Here is an 18,397-nt window from a genome sequence, read left to right on the forward strand (position 1 = left end):
CCGCAACAGAATATTTCGAAACCACATAAAATGTGCGCGCCAGATCCATGCGCGAACGATCTTCGCCGCGGCGTCAGGCTGGCGTTTATGATCGTCGCTGCTATATCATATCCCCATGATATCAGACCGGTTTTTGAAGATTATTGCCTGGACGTACATTGCGGCGCTTATCGGCGTAACGCTTGCGCATTTCAATTGGCAGGCGACCTTCGGCAATCCGTTCGATATCTTTCGCGCCGCCGCACTCTGTATAGCAGGAATGCTCGCCCGGCTCGCCTACCCGCAATCTCCCTCCTTCACCTGCCTGTTGATGATCGGCAGCGTGCTGGCACTTTCCGTTTCGCATCTCCTGGCAAACGGCAATTATGGCTCGACGCTCGACATCATCGTCGGCATGACCAGCGGGCTCTGGGGCATCATGATCGGCTCGATGCTGAGCAAGCTCATCATCGCGACTTCCAAACGACCGGCGTCATATTAAGAGCCGTCGATCGCCCGGACACGCTCCTGGCTGTCGCGCGGGTGCGACAATTGCTGCATCAACGTTCAAGTGCACAATCGCGCCCGATTGACCACGCAGCGACAAATATTATCGAATAATATTCGAATAGAATAAAACGTCGCATTGTACCTCAAAATGACTATTACGCTGCCAATATTATGCAGAACTTATCATCTTTGTTTGCGGATGTGGCTTTCCTGCAACTAAAACTTAAATTTCACGAAAAAGTCATCTCGAGAAAAATATATCATATAACTTTGCAGGAATTCGTCTCTAATAAGGACCAGAAGCGGGTGGGGCCCGTTTCTCCCGAGTCGGGGTTTTAAACAGGGATAGGGTGAGGCACGTCGACTTTTCGGCGCGATAGCCTATGCCCAATCTATATTGGATTGGAGTTTTTATGAACATCAAGAGCCTTCTTCTCGGCTCCGCTGCTGCTCTGGCAGTAGTTTCTGGCGCTCACGCGGCCGACGCTATCGTTGCTGCTGAGCCGGAACCGCTCGAATACGTCCGCATCTGCGACGCTTACGGCGCTGGCTACTTCTTCATCCCAGGCACGGAAACCTGCCTCAAGATCGGCGGTATGGTTCGTACCGAAGGTAAGTGGTACAACGCTTACAACCCGGCCGACCGTTACGGCACGCTGTGGCACACCCGCGCTCAGCTGAGCATCGACACCGCAAGCGACACCGAATACGGCGCGCTGAAGACCAACACCATCTACCGTTTCGACTGGCAGGATGGCGGCTCGACCACAACGAAGCTGCTCTGGGCTAACATCAGCCTCGCTGGCTTCACCGTCGGTAAGCTCGACTCGCAGTACAACCTGTACACCGGCTACGCCGGCAACGTCATCAACGACGACGTGGTCTATGACGGTCCGTACGAACTGAACCAGTTGACCTACAACTATGACGCAGGCAACGGCTTCACGGCTGTTATCTCGCTCGAAGACAGCAACTCCGGTTCGGGCGCCAAGGGCGTCAACGGCGAAGACAGCTCTAACCACTACGCTCCGGACGTTGTTGCCGGTGCTGGTTATAAGGCTGGCAACTTCGGCTTCAAGATCGTCGGCGGTTATGACTCCATCGTCGAAGAAGGCGCTGTCAAGGCTCGCGTCGATGCCGACTTCGGCGTCCTCAAGGCCTTCTTGATGGGTGGCTGGAACACCGATGGCGACAAGCTCAACAAGTACGCCAGCGCGAACGGCGCCGGCCCGGCCAAGGGCATCGGCTGGGGCGACTGGGCTGTTTGGGGCGGCGTGACCGTTCCGATCAACGAGAAGTTGCAGGCCAACGCTCAGGTTGCCTACACCGACTCCAAGATCTTCGCAGCAACCGCAAACGTCCGTTGGAACCCGGTCAAGAGCCTCCTGGTTCAGCCGGAAGTTTCCTACACCAACTGGGACTCCATCAACCAGGACCAGTGGGCTGGCATTCTGCGCTTCCAGCGTAGCTTCTAAGACCTCTTTACCGAGATCTGATCTGACTTGACCCCTGATCGGATGGGGACCGGTCCAGCTTCCAGCGAAGTTGGACCGGTCTTTCCGAGAAGGGGTCGATTCATTTTATGGATGCCGTTCGATTGCATGTTTCAGCCACCGAACTTGCGTGCTCATGCCGGCGGGAACGTCAGCCAGCCAGCGACTGCATCAATTGTCGAGCAAATAAACGCGCGGCCGCGAATTGCCTGAATTTCCCTATCATCAACGCATCGACATCCCGCTTCTTTTGTCGTAGAGAGAGCCCATGTCTTTCGCTCACGCATATTCCGCACGATTTTATTCGTACCGCTGCTCTCAGCGGAGGCGGGCCTGTGCGTAGTTAGAAAAGACACGACAGCAAAGACCCGAACAGCCGCTAGTTCTACCTGGCGGCTTTTTTGTCGCCACGGTATGACCCCTAAAGGAACCGATACCGTGTTGAATTCCACCGATGACCTGCGCATTGTCGAGATCACGGCGCTGACGCCGCCCTCTCGCATCATTGACGAAATCCCCCGCGACGAGGCCGTGACGGCGACCGTTACCGGCGCCCGCAATGCCGTTCACAACATCCTGCACGGCGAGGATGACCGGCTGATCGTCGTGATCGGCCCCTGTTCCATCCATGATCCGGCTGCAGCCCACGAATACGCGGCCCTTCTCAAGGAACAGCGCGACCGCTTCGCCGACGATCTAGAAATCATCATGCGCGTCTATTTCGAGAAGCCACGTACGACCGTGGGATGGAAGGGCCTGATTAACGACCCGCATCTCGACGGCAGCTACCGCATCGAGGAAGGACTACGCATCGCCCGCAAGCTGCTGTTCGATGTCAATGAGATCGGCCTGCCGGCGGGCTGCGAATATCTCGATACGATCACGCCGCAATATATTTCGGATCTGGTGAGCTGGGGCGCGATCGGCGCCAGGACGACCGAGAGCCAGGTGCATCGCCAGCTGGCATCCGGCCTCTCCTGCCCCGTCGGCTTCAAGAACGGCACGAATGGCGACGTGCGCATCGCGCTCGACGCGATCGTCGCGGCATCGCAGCCGCATCATTTCCCGGCCGTGACCAAGGAAGGCCTCGCAGCGATCGCCTCGACGCGTGGCAATGAGGACTGCCACATCATCCTGCGCGGCGGCAAACAACCGAATTATGATGCTGCAAGCGTGCAGTCGACCGCGGAACAATCCCTCAAGGCCGGGCTCGAGCCGCGCATCATCATCGATGCCAGCCATGCCAACAGCAGCAAGAATCCGGAAAACCAGCCGCTCGTCGTCACGTCAGTCGCAGAGCAGGTTGCAGCCGGCGATCGGCGGATCAAGGGCATGATGATGGAGAGCAATCTCGTGGCCGGCCGCCAGGATCTCGTGCCGGGCAAGCCACTGGTCTATGGCCAGAGCATCACCGACGGCTGCATCGACTGGCCGACCTCGGTTCGCACGCTGGAAGATCTGGCAAAGGCTGTCCGGGCACGACGGCAGGCGCGCTAACACCGTCTCCCATCCGGGAGACAGGCTCGGGTTAAATGCGTCGATAGCGCGCGAGGCTCAGATAGTTTTTTCTCGGCCCGCGCACATGCCACATCTCAGCCCAGTCATCGGGCGAGCGAAAGAACAAGCGGCCCCGGTAGAGATCGGGACCGCAATGATGGGTGACGCGCTGCGAGGCATCTTCACCGATGCGAATGAATTGCGAAAGATTAGGGAAGCGCACGACGAGATCGTCATCCGCGTCATCGAGCCGATAGGTGCGGCTGCTTCTCAGCGTCGCGTGGCCGCTTCGCGTATCGCCGTGTTCCTCGAACTGGACAGGCGTCACGAACGCCTGCCCCTCGAATGTGATCAGGGAACGGTTGAAGCGATCGATGATCCGCCGCTTCACCTCCCATGTGCCGAGGAAAAGACTCAGCCGACCGATGCCGGCCGATCCTTTCATCAGGAGGCCGCGCGCTGCGCTGCGTCGGCCTGTCGGCGAGGTAGCTTCCAGCCCGGCCTGACGAAGTGGCAGGTATAGCCGTTCGGATAGCGTTCCAGATAATCCTGGTGCTCCGGCTCGGCTTGCCAGAAGTCGCCGACCGGCGCGACCTCGGTGACGACCTTACCGGGCCACAGGCCGGAAGCGTCGACATCGGCGATCGTATCCAAGGCGACCTGCTTCTGCTCTTCGCTGGTGTAGAAGATCGCCGAGCGGTAGCTCAAGCCGACATCGTTACCCTGGCGGTTGCGTGTGCTCGGATCGTGGATCTGGAAGAAGAATTCCAGCAGATCGCGATAGCTGATCTTCTGCGGATCGAAAATGATCTCGATCGCCTCGGCATGGGTGCCGTGGTTGCGATAGGTGGCGTTGCGGACATCGCCGCCGCTGTAGCCAACACGCGTCGAGATGACGCCGTTATAGCGACGGATGAGATCCTGCATGCCCCAGAAGCAACCGCCGGCGAGAACTGCACGTTCCGTTGTCATCTTACATCCTCCACTTGATCGATGTAGGCACCATAGCCCTCTGCTTCCATGCGGTCACGCGGCACGAAGCGAAGCGAGGCGGAATTGATGCAATAACGCAGGCCGCCGCGATCGATCGGGCCGTCCGGGAACACATGGCCCAGATGGCTGTCGCCACCGGCCGAGCGCACTTCGACGCGCACCATGCCGTGCGACATGTCGGTCAATTCGCTGACATTGGCGGGCTCGATCGGCTTGGTGAAGCTCGGCCAGCCGCAGCCGGAATCGAACTTGTCGGCAGAAGCAAAGAGCGGCTCGCCGGAGACGATGTCGACATAGATGCCGGACTGCTTGTTATAGAGATATTCACCGGAACCGGGACGTTCGGTGCCGCTCTGCTGCGTCACGCGATACTGCTCAGGGGTAAGCTTGGCTACTGCCTCTGCCGTCTTGCTGTATTTGCCCATTGTTGTTCTCCTTGCCCCTTGGCACGAATTTCAAGCTTGGCCGAATGTCCTGGACAGGACCCGAGAGGGCCGGATGAAGCTCGATCAGCGCTAAGGGAGTGGTTGCAGGGCCAATATAGGTATCACACGATCGATTTGCCATATCGATCACGACTGCGTGACGCACTGCCCTTCCCGCGCCTCACCCATCCCTCTCGCATGACGCCGCGTAAATCGCGCCAAGCGCCTCGATGCCGGCCTGATCATCGCTGTCGAAGCGGCCAGGTAGCGGGCTGTCAAGATCGATCACGCCGAAAACCTTTCCGGCGCGGAAGAGCGGCACGACCAGCTCCGAGCGTGAAGCAGCATCGCAGGCGATGTGTCCGGGAAAGGCATGCACATCCTCTACGAGGACCGACTGCGCCCTTTCGACCGCCGTCCCACAGACGCCGCGGCCAACGGCAATGCGCACGCAAGCCGGTTTGCCCTGGAACGGCCCGAGCACAAGCTCTTCTGGCTGCCGCAGAAAATAGAAGCCGGCCCAGTTGAGGTCGGACAGCATCTGATAGATCAACGCGGAGGTATTGGCCGCGTTGGCAATCGGATCGTGCTCACCGTCCAGCAAAGCTTTCAGCTGATCCGCAAGCTCGCGATAGAATTCGGGCTTGCTGTCGTGTCGGATCGCTTTTTCAACGAACATGGGTCTACTCTTTCGAAGTTCCGGTCTCGAAGAGACTATCAGTCCTTGTCATCAGGCGGGCAAGGCCAGCTGGACGGCGCCTTCAACCAAGAGGGTAATATGGTCGTGTTGTCCCCGCAGGCCAGGTTGATCTGCGCCTGCTGCAGGCCGCTTGCCTTCGACAGATCAAGGCCCTCGATGCGCGTCAGATACATGAAAGCGCCACTGAAGGAAGTTGCCCCATCCATCACCGCGCCGTTCAAGGTCGCCCGCGAGAGATTGGCGAAGGAAAAATTCGCGCCCGTCAGCACGGCCTTGTCAAAATCGGCACGGCCGAGCTCCGCCTTCTGAAAATCGGCGTTCTTCAGCTGCGCACCGGCAAATTCGGCCCGCTGCAATTCGGCATTGGCAAAGGATGTGCCGTTGGCGGTGGCATTGCTGAAATCGGAGCGATAGGCCTCGATCTTGGCAAAATTCGCGCCATCCGCCTTGGCATTTTTCAGCCAGGCCCGCACCAGGGTTGCCTTTTCGAGGTTGGCGGAGGTCAGGTTGGCATCGCTCAGATCGGTGCTGTCGAAATGGGCGCCCGCAAGATTGGCACCATGCAGATCGCTTGTCTGCAGCATGATGTTGGTCTTGCTGCAGCCGCTCCAATCGAGGCCTGGACCGGCGACATTGCCGCAATCGGCAGCACGCAGGGCATTGCTGCTGGAACCCAGGAGGAATACGGCGCTCAGCGCCAGCATGCCAAAGCCGGTGGCGATCCCAAATCTCTTCCCCACGGCACCACCGCGCAAAGCGCCGCGACGCCGTCGCCCCATGATCGTTTCCCCGGCCAATCTGGCCACCCCGTCAACAAGATCCATTCCGTTACTCCGCTCCAGCACCTGCCAGCCGAACTCTCGCCTGAGTCGGATGCACGTCCCTCTTCCTTGTATATGGTGCTTCGGGCGACAAAAAGAGCCGGTTTTGTAAAAGCATATTTGAGACGCGATTTGGATGTGAGCCGTTGAAGTGGGAAATAAGCCCAGGCACCAGAACAATTGCGGTAGGCCTCATACGCCCGGCCTCGAGGAGAAGGACAGCCCGATCGAAATGCCGACATCGGGCATTGACAAGACACCGCCCGGCCTTGCGCAAGGCAAGCAGGTAACATTCTTAATTAAGTGAGAGATTTTTCGGGAACAAGATCAGTATTTTAAGCTGGTCGGAGTGGAGTGATTCGAACACTCGACCCCCACGTCCCGAACGTGGTGCGCTACCAGACTGCGCTACACTCCGTGACCAGCGGCGCTTCTATAGACCAGCCATTTTTGATGCACAAGCACCAATTTCAAAAAAAGCATCGGATTTTTGACGAAAAGATTACAGCCGCATCTGCCTAGAAAATCGGCAGGAAACAGCGGCCGAAAATGCCAGCGTGCAAAAGACGCAACAGATCAAGTAAAATCCCGTTTGTACACGCGGATGGGAATTTTCTTTTGCCGGCTTTGGCGCTAAAGCCCTAAGCGGGACAGGTGGAAATGTCGTGGGACAGCGCGGCTTTTCCGCGACCTTATGCGTGACAGAAGCTCAAGGACGACACGATGAATATCCGCATGATCACCGCGGCTGGACTGTTGCTGGCACTGGCCGGTTGCAGCACCACGACGACAACCACGACAGCAGCCCTGCCGCTGCTTGCGAAGAACCCGGTTCAGGATCGCTGGCAGGGCCAGTCCGCAGGCCGCTTCTTCGCCGCCTACGGCCCGCCGATCTCCGACCGCGACGAAAGCGGCAATCGCGTCTATACTTGGCGCGGCGGCTACAAGAACGTCACCATCGTCACCAAGGACGGCAAGAAGAGCGGCAAGCGCTCGCTCAGCTGCAAGGCCGACATCGTTACCAACCAGAGCTACGAGATTCGCTCGGTTAAAATCCTCGGCGACCAGCCTGGTGTCAGCGGCCCGTCCTACTGCGCCGAGCTTCTGGCTCCGCCGGAAAAGGCGAGCTGAGGCCAAAGCTTCATCACGGAACAATGCCAGCGGGCGGCCTGCAAAGGCCGCCTGTTGCGTTTGCGGGCGTCAGCCGTTTGCCGCAGCGATGTCGGCACAGCTTTTCGGGTACGGCGCATTTGCAGCGGGTACGAAGGCTTTATCGACGGCATATAGCTTGGTAAACGGCGTTTCGGCGGCAAGTTTCACGCCTTGCGGAACCACGCCGCCGAAACGGTCCTCAACATCGGCATTGACGAGCAGAACGAAGTCGAAGCGATGCCGCCAATCCTTTAGATAAGGCGCAATGCCGCTGAAGACCGAAATCTCGTCGGGGCAATCCAGCAGGCCTATGGGGAATAGATTGCCTTCCGGCACGGCGATGTCGCTCCAGGGCGGCAACACAGTCAGCGGCTGCTTACCCCTGGCGGTGAAGATCGTCGGCACGAAGGCATGGGCGTAAGGGACCGCAAGCGTGGGCAAATGCCGAAAGGTGTCCTGGTTCCAGGCGAAGTAGCGATGATCGGCGATGCCGCGTCCGTTCTGCTGCCGCATGACCGGCAGGACGGTTGCACCTTCCGGTACAGCCGTCAGAACAGTGCTGACGTCAGCGACATCGGACTGTCCCTGCCACCAATTGACACCGATCCAGACCGTTCTGCCCAAGACGACCGTCGAGAGCACGAGCATGACCAGAAAGGCTTGGCGGCGTGGCACGCGAGGCAAAGGAGAGATCATCACCATGGCAGCGAGCGCCATCATGATCGGAAAGCGCCAGCTGATCCAGCCCGTCCCAAGCATATGACGCGGCACGACGCAGGACAGAAGCAGCAGGCCGGCGGCCGTCACCGCCATGCCGGCATGCACGCTCAGACGGCGCGTGAGAACCGCATAGATTCCGACGAATATCAACGGGACCAGGAACAGCATGTCCACCGGCAGCGCATAGCTCCAGAATGCCGACATCAGATTAGCCAGCAGCAGCACGATGGAATTGTTCCAGGATGCATCCAGACTGCCTCCGCCATCGGGCAAGACAGGCTGATAGAGGAAAAGGCAGATCGCCGGCAGGGCGCAGGCCAGCATCGCAAGTACAAGCCTGCCGCACAAGCGCAGGAAATCGCGAGGTGACCTCACTGCCGCCGTCGTCGGCGAGAATTCAAGGCCGCAGACGAGTGCCATATAGAAGCCAAGCGAAAAGAGATGCATGACGGTGAGCAGCAGGCCCGCGAGCAGACGCCAGCCGAACAGTGCGACCGGATTGCGGGACTGCAAGACGTGGTCGGCGGTCGCGAAGAACAGCGCCATGCCGAGCCCGATCTGAAAATTGATGAAGCCGCCGATCAGCGTCGCGCACCAGGCGAAATACAATATGCCGATCTGCCAGTAATAGCCGCCGCCATGCAGGCGCCGGTGCAGGGCGATCGCCCCGAGAGGCGGCAGAACGATCGCCAGGAAAAGAAGGCTGCGCGCCAATAGCGAAACGCCAACAAGCGGCCCCAGCCAGTATGCGGCGAGATCGATGCCGACATTGGTGAACGTCCTGTTCCAGTCGATCGCATAGATCTCCCGAAAGGGCGGCGTGTTGATGCCGCCGGCGAGCAGCCACATGCGCGCATAATGGTTGGGATAGTCGAGGATTGGCGGAAACTTGAAGACGGCAACGAAAACGGCGACCAGGATCAGGAAGATAGCGATGGCAATACCCGGCCTCTGCCTGACGATGGCGGTGTCCGCATCAACCGCTTGGCGCGCGGATACAGTATCGGAAACAGCGCCGCCACCGGTCGACGGCGAAGTCACGGAACCTCGCGGCATCAGCGAACTGCCCTCGCCTGCTCCGCGCTGGCAGCCGCTTCGCCGGAATTATTCAAGGCGTCATCAAGCGTGCGGCGTTTACCTGCTGCGTCCATGTCGGAAAAGCCGCCGGGAATATCGAGCGATCGGCCACCCTGCAACAGGCTTTCGATCATGAACATCGGCCGCCGCTTGTTCTCCTGCACCAAGCGGCCGACATATTCGCCGATGATGCCGATGCAGATGAGCTGGATGGCGCTGAAAGCAGTGATGGCGGCCATGATGCTCGACCAGCCGACGATCGTCTCCCCGGCAAACCAGCGGACGAACGTATAGAGCAGCAGCAAGGCGGCGCAGCCGGCGCTTGCAAGGCCGAGCCATGTGCTGATGCGCAGCGGCACGGTTGAAAAGCTGGTAATGGCGTCGATCGCGAAATTGATCATCTTGCGCAGCGGATATTTGGTCGTGCCGGCAAAACGTCCATCGCGCTCATAGGGCAGTGCCACCTGCCTGCCACCGATCCAGCTCACCATGCCGCGGATGAAACGATCCCGCTCCGGCATCGCCAGCAGAATATCGACGACGCGCCGCCGCATCAGCCTGAAATCGCCGACATCGCGCGGGATCGCAACCGAGGCGAGCCGCGACAGCAGCCGATAGAAGAGAGAAGCGGAGGCGAGCTTGAACCAGCTTTCCCCCTGCCGGCGCACGCGCTGGCCATAGACGACATCCGCACCGCGATCCATGATCGGCATCATCATCAGCAACAGTTCCGGCGGGTCTTGAAGATCGGCATCGATCAACAACACCCGCTCGCCGCGCGAGGCGGCAAGACCGGCGGTAGCGGCCAGCTGGTGACCGTGATTGCGCATGAGGCGCACGCCAAGCACATGCGGCACCTTCGCAGCAAGCGCGGCAATGACCTCCCAGGTGCCGTCGGTAGACCCATCATCCACCAGCACGATCTCGAAGGCTTCGCCGGCGATGCCCCGCGCCGTCGTTTCCGCACGCCGGCAGAATTCGCCAAGCCCCTCCTCCTCATTGTGGCAGGGGGCAACGATGGAAAGCAGCAGTTCCTGGGGAGCGTGGTTCATGATCGCCTGTATCGAGATGACGGCGACTACAGTGGAGGAAAATGGTCAAACAATATTTAAGTGGTGGAATAACGACGCTTACGACGGAAATTTTCTCAGACAATATCTCTGACACTGCAAAGTCTATCGCTGTAGTCCGTTTAGGATATTGGGAAACATATGGCTGGGGCGCCAGGATTCGAACCTGGGAATGCCGGTACCAAAAACCGGTGCCTTACCGCTTGGCGACGCCCCAACAGAGGAAATGGCGGCTGTACCAGCCAAATCGGCGTCTGATTAGCAAAGGTCGCATCCCGCTACAATGACTAAGTGATGCGCGGATGCATATTTCTGTGTGCTTTCCAGGCGGCTATGATAGGTCTTGCTGCAGTGCATTTGAAATAAGGAGGTCCGATGAGCCCGTTTCGCGCCCGCCCGCCGGCCGTGCCCACCGTGCTTCTCGATGATGCCGTCTGCCGCATCACGCGCTGGGATTTCGAGCCCGGCGCCGATACCGGACACCATGTCCACGGCCTTGGCTATGTCGTGGTGCCGATGACCGACTGCCAGTTTCTGCTGGAGGAGCCCGGCGGCAGCCGACGTGTCGACATTGCCAGGGGCGCCGCCTATCGGCGCGAGGCCGGCGTCGAGCATAATGTCGTCAATGCCGGCACAGAGCCTATGTCCTTTATCGAAATCGAATACAAGCAATCATGAACACGCCTGACTTCGACCTTGCCTTCGACCCCGCCTATGGCCGCGCCGTTTCCGTCGCGCCCGGCATCGAACGGATGACGGTCAACAATCCCAGTGCCTTTACCTTTCACGGCACCAACAGCTATATCGTCGGCACCTCCTCCGTCGCCGTCATCGATCCCGGCCCGGAGAACGAGGAACATTTCGCCGCCCTGATGGCGGCGCTGAAGGGGCGCGAGGTCACGCATATCTTCGTCAGCCACACCCATCGCGATCACTCGCCGCTGGCGAAGCGGCTGAAGGAGGCAACGGGGGCACTGACCGTCGGCGAAGGGCCGCATCGGGCCGCTCGGCCGCTCCATCAGGGCGAAATCAATCCCTTCGCCGAAAGCTCCGACATGGAGTTTCAGCCTGACATTGTGGTTGCCGATGGTCAAAGCGTCTCGGGAGACGGATGGCAGATGACGGCGCTGCTGACGCCTGGCCATACGGCAAACCACGCATGCTTCGCGCTCGATGGCACCGGCATTGTCTTCTCCGCCGATCATGTCATGGCCTGGGCGACCTCGATCGTCGCACCGCCGGATGGTTCCATGGCGGATTATATGGCCTCGCTGGAAAGGCTTCTTGCCCGCGAAGACCGGCTGTTCCTGCCGGGTCATGGCGGCCCGGTGAAGGAGCCCGCTTCCTTCATGCGCGGCCTCAGAACCCATCGCCGCATGCGCGAGCGCGCCGTGCTGGAACGCATCAAGGCCGGCGACCGGCTGATCCCTGACATGGTGAAAGCCATCTATCGCGATACGGACCCGCGCCTGCATGGAGCGGCCGCGCTTTCGGTGCTGGCACATCTGGAAGATCTGGTCGAGAAGGGCCAGGTGAAAACCGATGGCCCGCCGGCGCTCTTCGGAGCCTATCGCCCGGCGTGAGCCACCTCAGCTTCCGGCGATGCCGAGCAATTCCGCATCCAGTGCTTTCAGATAGCCATCGGCCAGATCGGCGCTGACGCCAAGATCGTCCTGGCCATAGCGGGACGCGACACGGATATCGACAAGCGTCGTTTCCGCCTCTTCGCGAATACGGATCAGTATGTCACATGGCAGGCCAAAAATGCGGGTGCGGGTTTCGCCCTGCAGGATGACATCGGTATTCTGGCGGATGAGTTCCGCCACTCCGTCACGGAAGGGACGCGGCGTCGGCACCGGAACGATGGCGGGCACATCGCCGCCGGCGCTGTCATCCTGTGTGGGATTGATCGTCGGCGGGCGTGTGCGGCGTTTCGGCTTCACGTTGCCGTTGGGATCGGCGACATCGGCGCCCTCGGCCTTGACGACTGTGATGTGATAATCATGCGCGACCTTGCGCACCGCCTCCAGAACGCGGTCGGCAGCCCCCTCGTAGCGGCGGCTGATCAAAGCAGGATAGGCATCGAACTGCGCCTCGCGTTCCTGCTGCGTCACGAGATGGCGCGATGGCAACCACAGTTGCCGCGCATCCGGTGTTGCCAGCCATTCCGGCGGATCGTTGAGATCGGTCGAAATCTCGTAGATATGCGGCCGGGTCCAATAGCGCTCGGCGCCGAAGCCGAAAATGGCGAGCGGCAGGGCGGCATAGACGAGCGCCTTGACGGCGGAGACGCCGCCAATGGCAGCGCTCTGCCAGAGCTGGGCAAGGCCGACCAGTGCAAGCAGCACCGCCAGGATGGCACAGCCGGCAGAAATCAGGAGCAGCAGCACGAAATAAGGCGTTTCCAGCGGCGCGAAGCGGTGACCGATCAATGTCACTCCGCAGAGCACCAATGCAAACGAAGCGATCAAACGCGCGGCGCGGGCGGCATGTGAAACGGGACGGTCGAAGCGAATGGTCATCAAGAGCTCGTCGGCACGTCGGATCGGAAGCCGGATGCACCGAATCCCAGAAAACGACTTATTTTTAGATCAAGAAACGGCGAAAATAAATCGAATGTCACGGCACCAACATGCAATGTTCTCTCAAGGTCCAAACGAGTAACGCCTAAAGCGCGTCGCGATCTCAAAGATTCGCTCCTTGCGCTTTCGGTCTCGTTTCTTCGCATGTCGTTACCGCAAAACCGCTGCGCACTTTTGCGCGCCATGCCTAGACCAAAAACGTGAGCGCTTGCTTAAATTCCTAAAAAAGGCCATTCTTTAGCGTTTTATCGAGGCTTTGAAAGGACTTGATGAGATGGAACCGATGCTTTCTCAAGACGTCGCTGCCAAGGCGCTGCCGGGCGCGGCGATTGCCGGAGCTGATACAGGCGATCCTATTCTGCCGATGGAGCTCTTGGAGCTAGAGCTTTCGCTCGAAGGTTTTTCCGGCGGGGAACCGGGTTTTTGCGAGGCCGTGCGGCACGCCGCCTCAGCAGTGCACGGCGACTTCCTCTTCGATCTGCCCGCGGCAGGACTGATCTCCGATTGCCGCAGGCTGGCTGTCATCCGGATTCCCGAAAGCGATGCGACGATGCGCACACTCTTTGCCGCGCTGGACGAAGATGGCGCAGAAATTCGTTTGCTGCAGCCGGATGAGGAGACCAAGCACCTGTTGCGCTTCGCCGATGCCTTCGTCGATCTCTTGCAGAGGCTGCCGGCAAAGCCGAAGGAAGCAGCGTAAGCAACCTGGCCTACGGCGGTAATACGCCTTTCGCGCCATCGCGCGCGGCGCTATAATTCGTGCCTGCACATCTGCATTCAGGACACCAAGTCATGCGTATCGCTGCTTCCGCCCTATCTCTTCTCGCCATTACGCTTGTGCTCTCCTCCTGCCAGACGGCGGAGGAAATCCGCGCCGCGGACGCATCCAGATGCAGCGGCTACGGCTTCAAACCGGGCACTCAGAACTTCGCCAATTGCCTGATGAACCAGGATCTTAGCCGGCGTGCGGACCAGCGGGCTTTCATGGAAAGCAACGATGATTTCTTCTGGGGACCGACGATCGTCGTTGGCGGCCCGGGATATTACTATCATCGCGGCTACTGGCGCCGCTGACCGGCATGCCCCAGCTTAGATAATCAGGCTCGTCCCCTGATCGCCGCCTGCGCTGCGGCAAGCCGCGCAATCGGCACGCGGAAGGGGGAACAGGACACGTAGTCCAACCCAATATCCTCGCAGAAATGGATCGAAGCGGGATCGCCACCATGCTCGCCGCAGATGCCGAGTTTCATGTCGTTACGGGTGCGGCGACCGCGTTCGGAGGCAATGCGAATGAGTTCGCCTACTCCGTCGAAATCGAGCGATATGAAGGGGTCATGCTCGATGATGCCCTTGCGCTGATAGGTCGGGATGAAGGCGGCGGCATCGTCGCGCGACATGCCGAATGTCGTCTGCGTCAGGTCGTTCGTGCCGAAGGAGAAGAATTCGGCAGCCTCGGCGATGATATGGGCGCGCAATGCCGCGCGCGGCAGCTCGATCATCGTGCCGACGAGATAGTCGATCTTCATCTTCGCTTCGGTCATGACGGCGCGCGCCACCTCGTCGATGCGAGCCTTGACGTAATCCAGCTCCGAGCGCAGCCCGACGAGCGGCACCATGATTTCGGGCACAACGGCCGCGCCTGTTTCGCGTGCGGCCAGAACCGCGGCCTCGAAAATCGCGCGGGCCTGCATCTCGACGATCTCCGGATAGGAAATCGCCAGGCGACAGCCGCGATGGCCGAGCATGGGATTGAATTCGTGCAGCGCATCGACGCGCTGGCGCAGGCCGGCAGGCTCCATGCCCATGATCCCCGCCACTTCGGCGATCTCTTCATCCGTCTTCGGCAGGAATTCGTGCAGCGGCGGATCGAGCAGGCGGATGGTGACAGGCAGGCCGTGCATGATGGTGAACAGGCCGGTAAAATCGAGCCGCTGCATCGGCATGAGCTTGGCAAGGGCGGCGCGACGCCCCGCCTCGTCTTCGGCGAGGATCATCTCACGCATCACATGGATGCGATCGCCCTCAAAGAACATGTGCTCGGTACGGCATAGGCCGATGCCCTCGGCGCCGAAAGAACGGGCTGCACGGGCATCGGCGGGTGTGTCGGCATTGGTACGCACCGTCATGCGGCGCGAGCGATCGGCCCAGGCCATGATGCGCCCAAAATCGCCCGACAGCTCCGGCTGGATCATCGGCACTTCGCCTTTCAGCACCTGGCCGGTGGAGCCATCGATCGTGACGATATCGCCTTTCTTCAAGATGACGCCGATGCCGATCAGCTTCTCGTTGCGCATGTCGATGCGCATGGTGCCGGCGCCGACGACGCAGGGAATGCCCATGCCGCGGGCAACGACGGCCGCATGACTGGTCATGCCACCGCGCGTCGTCAGGATCGCTTCGGCAGCATGCATGCCGTGAATGTCTTCCGGGCTCGTCTCGATGCGCACGAGGATGGCCTTGCGGCCCTCTTCCTCGGCAATGATCGCCTCTTCGGCCGTGAAGACGATCTCGCCGGTGGCGGCACCCGGCGATGCGGGCAGGCCGGAGCCAATGAGTTCGCGGCGGGCGCGCGGATCGATCGTCGGATGCAGGAGCTGATCCAGCGTCGACGGCTCGATGCGGGAGACAGCTTCGTCCTCGGTAATCAGCCCCTCGTCGACCATATCGACGGCAATCTTCATCGCTGCCTTGGTCGTTCGTTTGGCATTGCGGGTCTGTAGCATCCAGAGCTTGCCGCGCTCGATGGTGAATTCCAGATCCTGAACATCGCGATAATGCGCTTCCAGCTGCGCGCAGATGCCCCGGAACTCGGCAAAGGCCTCGGGCATCAGCTTTTCCATCGACGGCTTGTCATAACCGGAGGCTATGCGAGCGACTTCGGTGATGCTTTGCGGCGTGCGGATGCCGGCAACGACATCCTCGCCTTGCGCATTCACAAGGAATTCGCCGTAAAGCTCCTTTTCGCCGGTCGACGGATTGCGCGTGAAAGCGACGCCGGTCGCCGACGAATTGCCGAGGTTACCGAACACCATTGCCTGAATGTTGACCGCAGTTCCCCAGGCCTCGGGAATGTTGTGCAATTGCCGATAGGTAACCGCGCGAGCGTTCATCCAGCTCGCGAAAACGGCGCTGACGGCGCCCCAGAGCTGAACCTCCGGCTCTTGCGGAAAGGCTTGGCCTAACTCCTCTTCGATGACGGTCTTGTAGATCGAAACGACGTGCTGCCATTCGACGGCGGTGAGATCGGTATCGAACTCATGCCCGAAGCGCGCCTTCTCATCCTCCAGGATCTCTTCGAAGACCTCATTGTCGAGGCCCATGACGACATCGGCATACATCTGGATGAAGCGGCGGTAGCTGTCCCAGGCGAAGCGGGCGTCGCCGGCATCATGGCCGAGCGCCTGCACCGTGGCATCATTGAGACCGAGATTGAGAACGGTATCCATCATGCCCGGCATCGAGGCGCGGCCGCCGGAACGCACGGACACCAGCAGCGGCCGTTCTGTATCGCCAAACTTGCGGCCGGTGATCGCCTCCATCCGCTGCAGACCTCGCATGACCTGCGGCTTCAACTCGTCGGGGATCTTGCGGCCATTCTTGTAATAGAAGGTGCAGACGTCGCTGACGATCGTCAGGCCCGGCGGAACCGGCAGGCCGAGATTGCACATTTCGGCAAGGTTTGCGCCCTTGCCGCCGAGCCGTTCAAAATCGCCGGCGCCCCCCTCGGCCTTGCCGTCGCCGAATGTGTAAACCCAATTCGTCATTGTCTCCGTCCAACTCCTCCGGTTGAACTTAATTCACTGCAGCACAAATGAAAATCGACAAATATGGCAAAATGTTGCACTGCACAATAAATATGCCCCGGAAGCTCCCGATTTCAATCGATTGATCGAAATCGGGAGCTTCCGGGGCAATTCAGAGTGGCTTAACGGCTAGAGCGGTTCAGCTCTTCACGGAACCTCTGAACCGCTCCAGTTCCTTGTTTTCACGCAATTCCGTACGGAAAGCGGCTCACGCACTTTTCCTGGAATTGCTCTAAGCTTGCGGCTCGCGCTGGGCCAGGATCTTGTCGATCCGCATGCCGTCGAGATCGACGATCTCGAAATGCCAGCCGCCGAAGGAGAAGCTTTCGCCCACCTCGGGCAGATGGCCAAGCTGGTAGAGGGCAAAGCCTGCGAGCGTGTGGAAGGTGACGTCTTCCTCGCCCTCGCGCAGACCAAGCCGCGCGAAGGCGTCATAGACCGGCATCATGCCCTCCATCAGCAGCGACCCGTCGGCGCGTTCGACGACATCAGGCGTGTCGTTTTCCATGTCGGGCAGATCGCCGGCGATTGCTTCCAGCAAATCCGTCTGGGTGACGATACCTTCCAGGCTACCATATTCGTCGATGACCATGGCAAGGCGCACGGGTGCGCGCTTGAAACTTTCGAGCACCTTGAAGACCGCCGTCGCCTCATGCACGACCAGTGGTTGACGGATGACGGCCATCGGGTTCAACGGCTCGCCGTTCAGCAGTTGATCGAGGAGATCCTTTTTCAGGATCATGCCGATCGGCTCGTCGATCGATCCGCGCGCGACCAGAAGCTGCTCGAAACGGCTTTCGCGAATGGTCTTCTGCATCTCCGTCGGCGTATCGTCGGCATCGATCCATTCGACCTCTAGCCGCGGCGTCATGATATTGGAAACGTCGCGATTGCCGATATTGAAGACGCGTTCGACCAGATCCTGCTGTGCCTGCTCCAGCAGGCCAGCTTCCTGGCTTTCCGCGATCAGAAGCTTGATCTCGGCCGGCGAATGCAGCGAGCCCTCGCCTGCACCGGGACGCAGCCCGAAAAGGCGGAGCACGAGATTGCCGAGGCCATTGAGGACGGTGATTGCCGGGCGCAATAGAAAGAGAAACAGTCCAAGCGGCCGCACGACGCCGAGCGCAGTACCTTCGCTACGCTGCAAGGCCAAGCTCTTCGGCGCGAGTTCGCCGAGGACGATGTGGAGCGCGGTGATGATGATGAAGGAAATGACGACGGCGATCGCATGCGAACTAGCCGCAGCCCATGTTCCGGGCAGGAAATCGAGCAGCGGTTCCAGCAAATGAGCAAGGGCGGGTTCACCGACCCAGCCAAGCGCCAGCGAAGAAATGGTGATGCCGAGCTGCGTGGCCGCCAGATTGGCATCGAGATTATCGACCGCCTTCTGCAGTGCCTTGGAATTCATCCGCCCTTCGGCGACGAGTTCCGTTACGCGGCTGCGGCGGACGGATACCAGAGAGAACTCGGCCGCAACGAAAAAGCCGTTGGCGGCAACGAGCAGCAATACGGCAAGTATTCCGAGGAAATCGAAAATACCGCCAGTCGAGTCAGACATACTTCCCTTCCGGGCAG

General features: G+C 59.9%; 18 protein-coding genes and 2 tRNA genes. 8 read left to right on the forward strand and 12 right to left on the reverse strand.

Going from position 1 to position 18,397, the window contains the following annotated elements; all coding sequences use genetic code 11:
* The first annotated feature begins 133 nt into the window (after nucleotides 1-133).
* From AC13Q5_RS04990 to AC13Q5_RS05000, 3 genes are all read left to right on the forward strand, one after another.
* Entirely contained in the window at nucleotides 134-481 is a 348-nt protein-coding gene (locus AC13Q5_RS04990; RefSeq protein ID WP_075851947.1) for a hypothetical protein, read from the forward strand.
* 421 nt (nucleotides 482-902) lie between these two features.
* A complete protein-coding gene (locus tag AC13Q5_RS04995; protein WP_075851946.1) occupies nucleotides 903-1,964 on the forward strand; it encodes a porin in 1,062 nt (353 codons plus the stop codon).
* 432 nt (nucleotides 1,965-2,396) lie between these two features.
* Complete coding sequence (locus tag AC13Q5_RS05000; protein WP_167459815.1) at nucleotides 2,397-3,479, forward strand: 3-deoxy-7-phosphoheptulonate synthase; 1,083 nt, start codon at nucleotides 2,397-2,399, stop codon at nucleotides 3,477-3,479.
* 31 nt (nucleotides 3,480-3,510) lie between these two features.
* Here AC13Q5_RS05000 and AC13Q5_RS05005 read toward each other — a convergent pair whose 3' ends face one another.
* From AC13Q5_RS05005 to AC13Q5_RS05030, 6 genes are all read right to left on the reverse strand, one after another.
* Nucleotides 3,511-3,924 carry a DUF6314 family protein gene (locus AC13Q5_RS05005; RefSeq protein WP_488501001.1) on the reverse strand — a complete coding sequence of 138 codons (414 nt, stop codon included), beginning with the start codon at nucleotides 3,922-3,924 and terminating at the stop codon, nucleotides 3,511-3,513.
* Nucleotides 3,924-4,451 (reverse strand): peptide-methionine (S)-S-oxide reductase MsrA, encoded by a 528-nt coding sequence (gene msrA / locus AC13Q5_RS05010; RefSeq protein ID WP_112335537.1) that lies wholly within the window; start codon nucleotides 4,449-4,451, stop codon nucleotides 3,924-3,926. The genes AC13Q5_RS05005 and msrA overlap by 1 nt, the downstream gene beginning before the upstream one ends.
* Nucleotides 4,448-4,897: a peptide-methionine (R)-S-oxide reductase MsrB gene (gene msrB / locus AC13Q5_RS05015; protein ID WP_047627622.1), complete on the reverse strand. Its 450-nt coding sequence runs from the start codon at nucleotides 4,895-4,897 to the stop codon at nucleotides 4,448-4,450. The genes msrA and msrB overlap by 4 nt, the downstream gene beginning before the upstream one ends.
* A gap of 181 nt (nucleotides 4,898-5,078) precedes the next feature.
* The gene (locus AC13Q5_RS05020) at nucleotides 5,079-5,576 is read right to left on the reverse strand and encodes a GAF domain-containing protein (RefSeq protein WP_488501002.1); all 498 of its coding nucleotides are present in this window, start codon (nucleotides 5,574-5,576) and stop codon (nucleotides 5,079-5,081) included.
* A gap of 38 nt (nucleotides 5,577-5,614) precedes the next feature.
* Nucleotides 5,615-6,301 carry a pentapeptide repeat-containing protein gene (locus AC13Q5_RS05025; RefSeq protein ID WP_488501168.1) on the reverse strand — a complete coding sequence of 229 codons (687 nt, stop codon included), beginning with the start codon at nucleotides 6,299-6,301 and terminating at the stop codon, nucleotides 5,615-5,617.
* A gap of 458 nt (nucleotides 6,302-6,759) precedes the next feature.
* Nucleotides 6,760-6,836 (reverse strand) — tRNA-Pro (locus AC13Q5_RS05030).
* A gap of 305 nt (nucleotides 6,837-7,141) precedes the next feature.
* Between AC13Q5_RS05030 and AC13Q5_RS05035 the strand changes: the two genes are divergently transcribed.
* Nucleotides 7,142-7,549 (forward strand): hypothetical protein, encoded by a 408-nt coding sequence (locus tag AC13Q5_RS05035; protein ID WP_075851941.1) that lies wholly within the window; start codon nucleotides 7,142-7,144, stop codon nucleotides 7,547-7,549.
* Between the two features lie 69 nt (nucleotides 7,550-7,618).
* On the opposite strand, the gene AC13Q5_RS05040 is transcribed toward AC13Q5_RS05035, so the two are convergent.
* The 3 genes from AC13Q5_RS05040 to AC13Q5_RS05050 all read right to left on the reverse strand — a co-directional run bounded on the left by AC13Q5_RS05040 (nucleotide 7,619) and on the right by AC13Q5_RS05050 (nucleotide 10,654).
* Nucleotides 7,619-9,331, reverse strand: coding sequence for a hypothetical protein (locus AC13Q5_RS05040; RefSeq protein WP_488501003.1), 1,713 nt, complete (start codon nucleotides 9,329-9,331; stop codon nucleotides 7,619-7,621).
* Nucleotides 9,332-9,345: 14 nt separating this feature from the next.
* Complete coding sequence (locus AC13Q5_RS05045) at nucleotides 9,346-10,419, reverse strand: glycosyltransferase family 2 protein (RefSeq protein ID WP_488501004.1); 1,074 nt, start codon at nucleotides 10,417-10,419, stop codon at nucleotides 9,346-9,348.
* Between the two features lie 160 nt (nucleotides 10,420-10,579).
* Nucleotides 10,580-10,654: transfer RNA gene (locus AC13Q5_RS05050), tRNA-Gln, on the reverse strand.
* Nucleotides 10,655-10,812: 158 nt separating this feature from the next.
* Here AC13Q5_RS05050 and AC13Q5_RS05055 point away from each other — a divergent pair.
* Both AC13Q5_RS05055 and AC13Q5_RS05060 read left to right on the forward strand, forming a co-directional pair.
* Nucleotides 10,813-11,115, forward strand: a complete 303-nt coding sequence (locus AC13Q5_RS05055; protein WP_075851939.1) for a cupin domain-containing protein — start codon at nucleotides 10,813-10,815, stop codon at nucleotides 11,113-11,115.
* Nucleotides 11,112-12,020: an MBL fold metallo-hydrolase gene (locus AC13Q5_RS05060; RefSeq protein ID WP_075851938.1), complete on the forward strand. Its 909-nt coding sequence runs from the start codon at nucleotides 11,112-11,114 to the stop codon at nucleotides 12,018-12,020. Before AC13Q5_RS05055 ends, AC13Q5_RS05060 begins: the two co-directional genes overlap by 4 nt.
* 6 nt (nucleotides 12,021-12,026) lie before the next feature.
* Here the strand turns inward: AC13Q5_RS05060 and AC13Q5_RS05065 are convergent, their stop codons facing one another.
* A complete protein-coding gene (locus AC13Q5_RS05065) occupies nucleotides 12,027-12,959 on the reverse strand; it encodes a DUF1499 domain-containing protein (RefSeq protein ID WP_457879754.1) in 933 nt (310 codons plus the stop codon).
* A gap of 343 nt (nucleotides 12,960-13,302) precedes the next feature.
* Here AC13Q5_RS05065 and AC13Q5_RS05070 point away from each other — a divergent pair, with 343 nt between their 5' ends.
* Nucleotides 13,303-13,719 (forward strand): hypothetical protein, encoded by a 417-nt coding sequence (locus AC13Q5_RS05070; protein ID WP_488501005.1) that lies wholly within the window; start codon nucleotides 13,303-13,305, stop codon nucleotides 13,717-13,719.
* A gap of 92 nt (nucleotides 13,720-13,811) precedes the next feature.
* Nucleotides 13,812-14,093, forward strand: a complete 282-nt coding sequence (locus AC13Q5_RS05075) for a hypothetical protein (RefSeq protein WP_075851936.1) — start codon at nucleotides 13,812-13,814, stop codon at nucleotides 14,091-14,093.
* 23 nt (nucleotides 14,094-14,116) lie between these two features.
* On the opposite strand, the gene ppdK is transcribed toward AC13Q5_RS05075, so the two are convergent.
* Complete coding sequence (gene ppdK, locus AC13Q5_RS05080; RefSeq protein WP_488501006.1) at nucleotides 14,117-16,783, reverse strand: pyruvate, phosphate dikinase; 2,667 nt, start codon at nucleotides 16,781-16,783, stop codon at nucleotides 14,117-14,119.
* 271 nt (nucleotides 16,784-17,054) lie between these two features.
* Nucleotides 17,055-18,380, reverse strand: coding sequence for a hemolysin family protein (locus AC13Q5_RS05085; protein WP_075851934.1), 1,326 nt, complete (start codon nucleotides 18,378-18,380; stop codon nucleotides 17,055-17,057).
* Nucleotides 18,381-18,397: the final 17 nt, after the last annotated feature.

The sequence above is a fragment of the Martinezella sp. CNPSo 3964 genome, assembly GCF_057784375.1.

Bases quoted from the DNA above. Each gene is read 5' to 3' on its own strand.
- AC13Q5_RS04995 (WP_075851946.1), top strand. From the start codon at position 903: ATGAACATCAAGAGCCTTCTTCTCGGCTCCGCTGCTGCTCTGGCAGTA.
- AC13Q5_RS05000 (WP_167459815.1), top strand. From the start codon at position 2,397: ATGACCCCTAAAGGAACCGATACCGTGTTGAATTCCACCGATGACCTG.
- AC13Q5_RS05005 (WP_488501001.1), bottom strand. From the start codon at position 3,924: ATGAAAGGATCGGCCGGCATCGGTCGGCTGAGTCTTTTCCTCGGCACA.
- msrA (WP_112335537.1), bottom strand. From the start codon at position 4,451: ATGACAACGGAACGTGCAGTTCTCGCCGGCGGTTGCTTCTGGGGCATG.
- msrB (WP_047627622.1), bottom strand. From the start codon at position 4,897: ATGGGCAAATACAGCAAGACGGCAGAGGCAGTAGCCAAGCTTACCCCT.
- AC13Q5_RS05020 (WP_488501002.1), bottom strand. From the start codon at position 5,576: ATGTTCGTTGAAAAAGCGATCCGACACGACAGCAAGCCCGAATTCTAT.
- AC13Q5_RS05025 (WP_488501168.1), bottom strand. From the start codon at position 6,301: ATGCTGGCGCTGAGCGCCGTATTCCTCCTGGGTTCCAGCAGCAATGCC.
- AC13Q5_RS05035 (WP_075851941.1), top strand. From the start codon at position 7,142: ATGAATATCCGCATGATCACCGCGGCTGGACTGTTGCTGGCACTGGCC.
- AC13Q5_RS05045 (WP_488501004.1), bottom strand. From the start codon at position 10,419: ATGAACCACGCTCCCCAGGAACTGCTGCTTTCCATCGTTGCCCCCTGC.
- AC13Q5_RS05055 (WP_075851939.1), top strand. From the start codon at position 10,813: ATGAGCCCGTTTCGCGCCCGCCCGCCGGCCGTGCCCACCGTGCTTCTC.
- AC13Q5_RS05060 (WP_075851938.1), top strand. From the start codon at position 11,112: ATGAACACGCCTGACTTCGACCTTGCCTTCGACCCCGCCTATGGCCGC.
- AC13Q5_RS05065 (WP_457879754.1), bottom strand. From the start codon at position 12,959: ATGACCATTCGCTTCGACCGTCCCGTTTCACATGCCGCCCGCGCCGCG.
- AC13Q5_RS05070 (WP_488501005.1), top strand. From the start codon at position 13,303: ATGCTTTCTCAAGACGTCGCTGCCAAGGCGCTGCCGGGCGCGGCGATT.
- AC13Q5_RS05075 (WP_075851936.1), top strand. From the start codon at position 13,812: ATGCGTATCGCTGCTTCCGCCCTATCTCTTCTCGCCATTACGCTTGTG.
- ppdK (WP_488501006.1), bottom strand. From the start codon at position 16,783: ATGACGAATTGGGTTTACACATTCGGCGACGGCAAGGCCGAGGGGGGC.
- AC13Q5_RS05085 (WP_075851934.1), bottom strand. From the start codon at position 18,380: ATGTCTGACTCGACTGGCGGTATTTTCGATTTCCTCGGAATACTTGCC.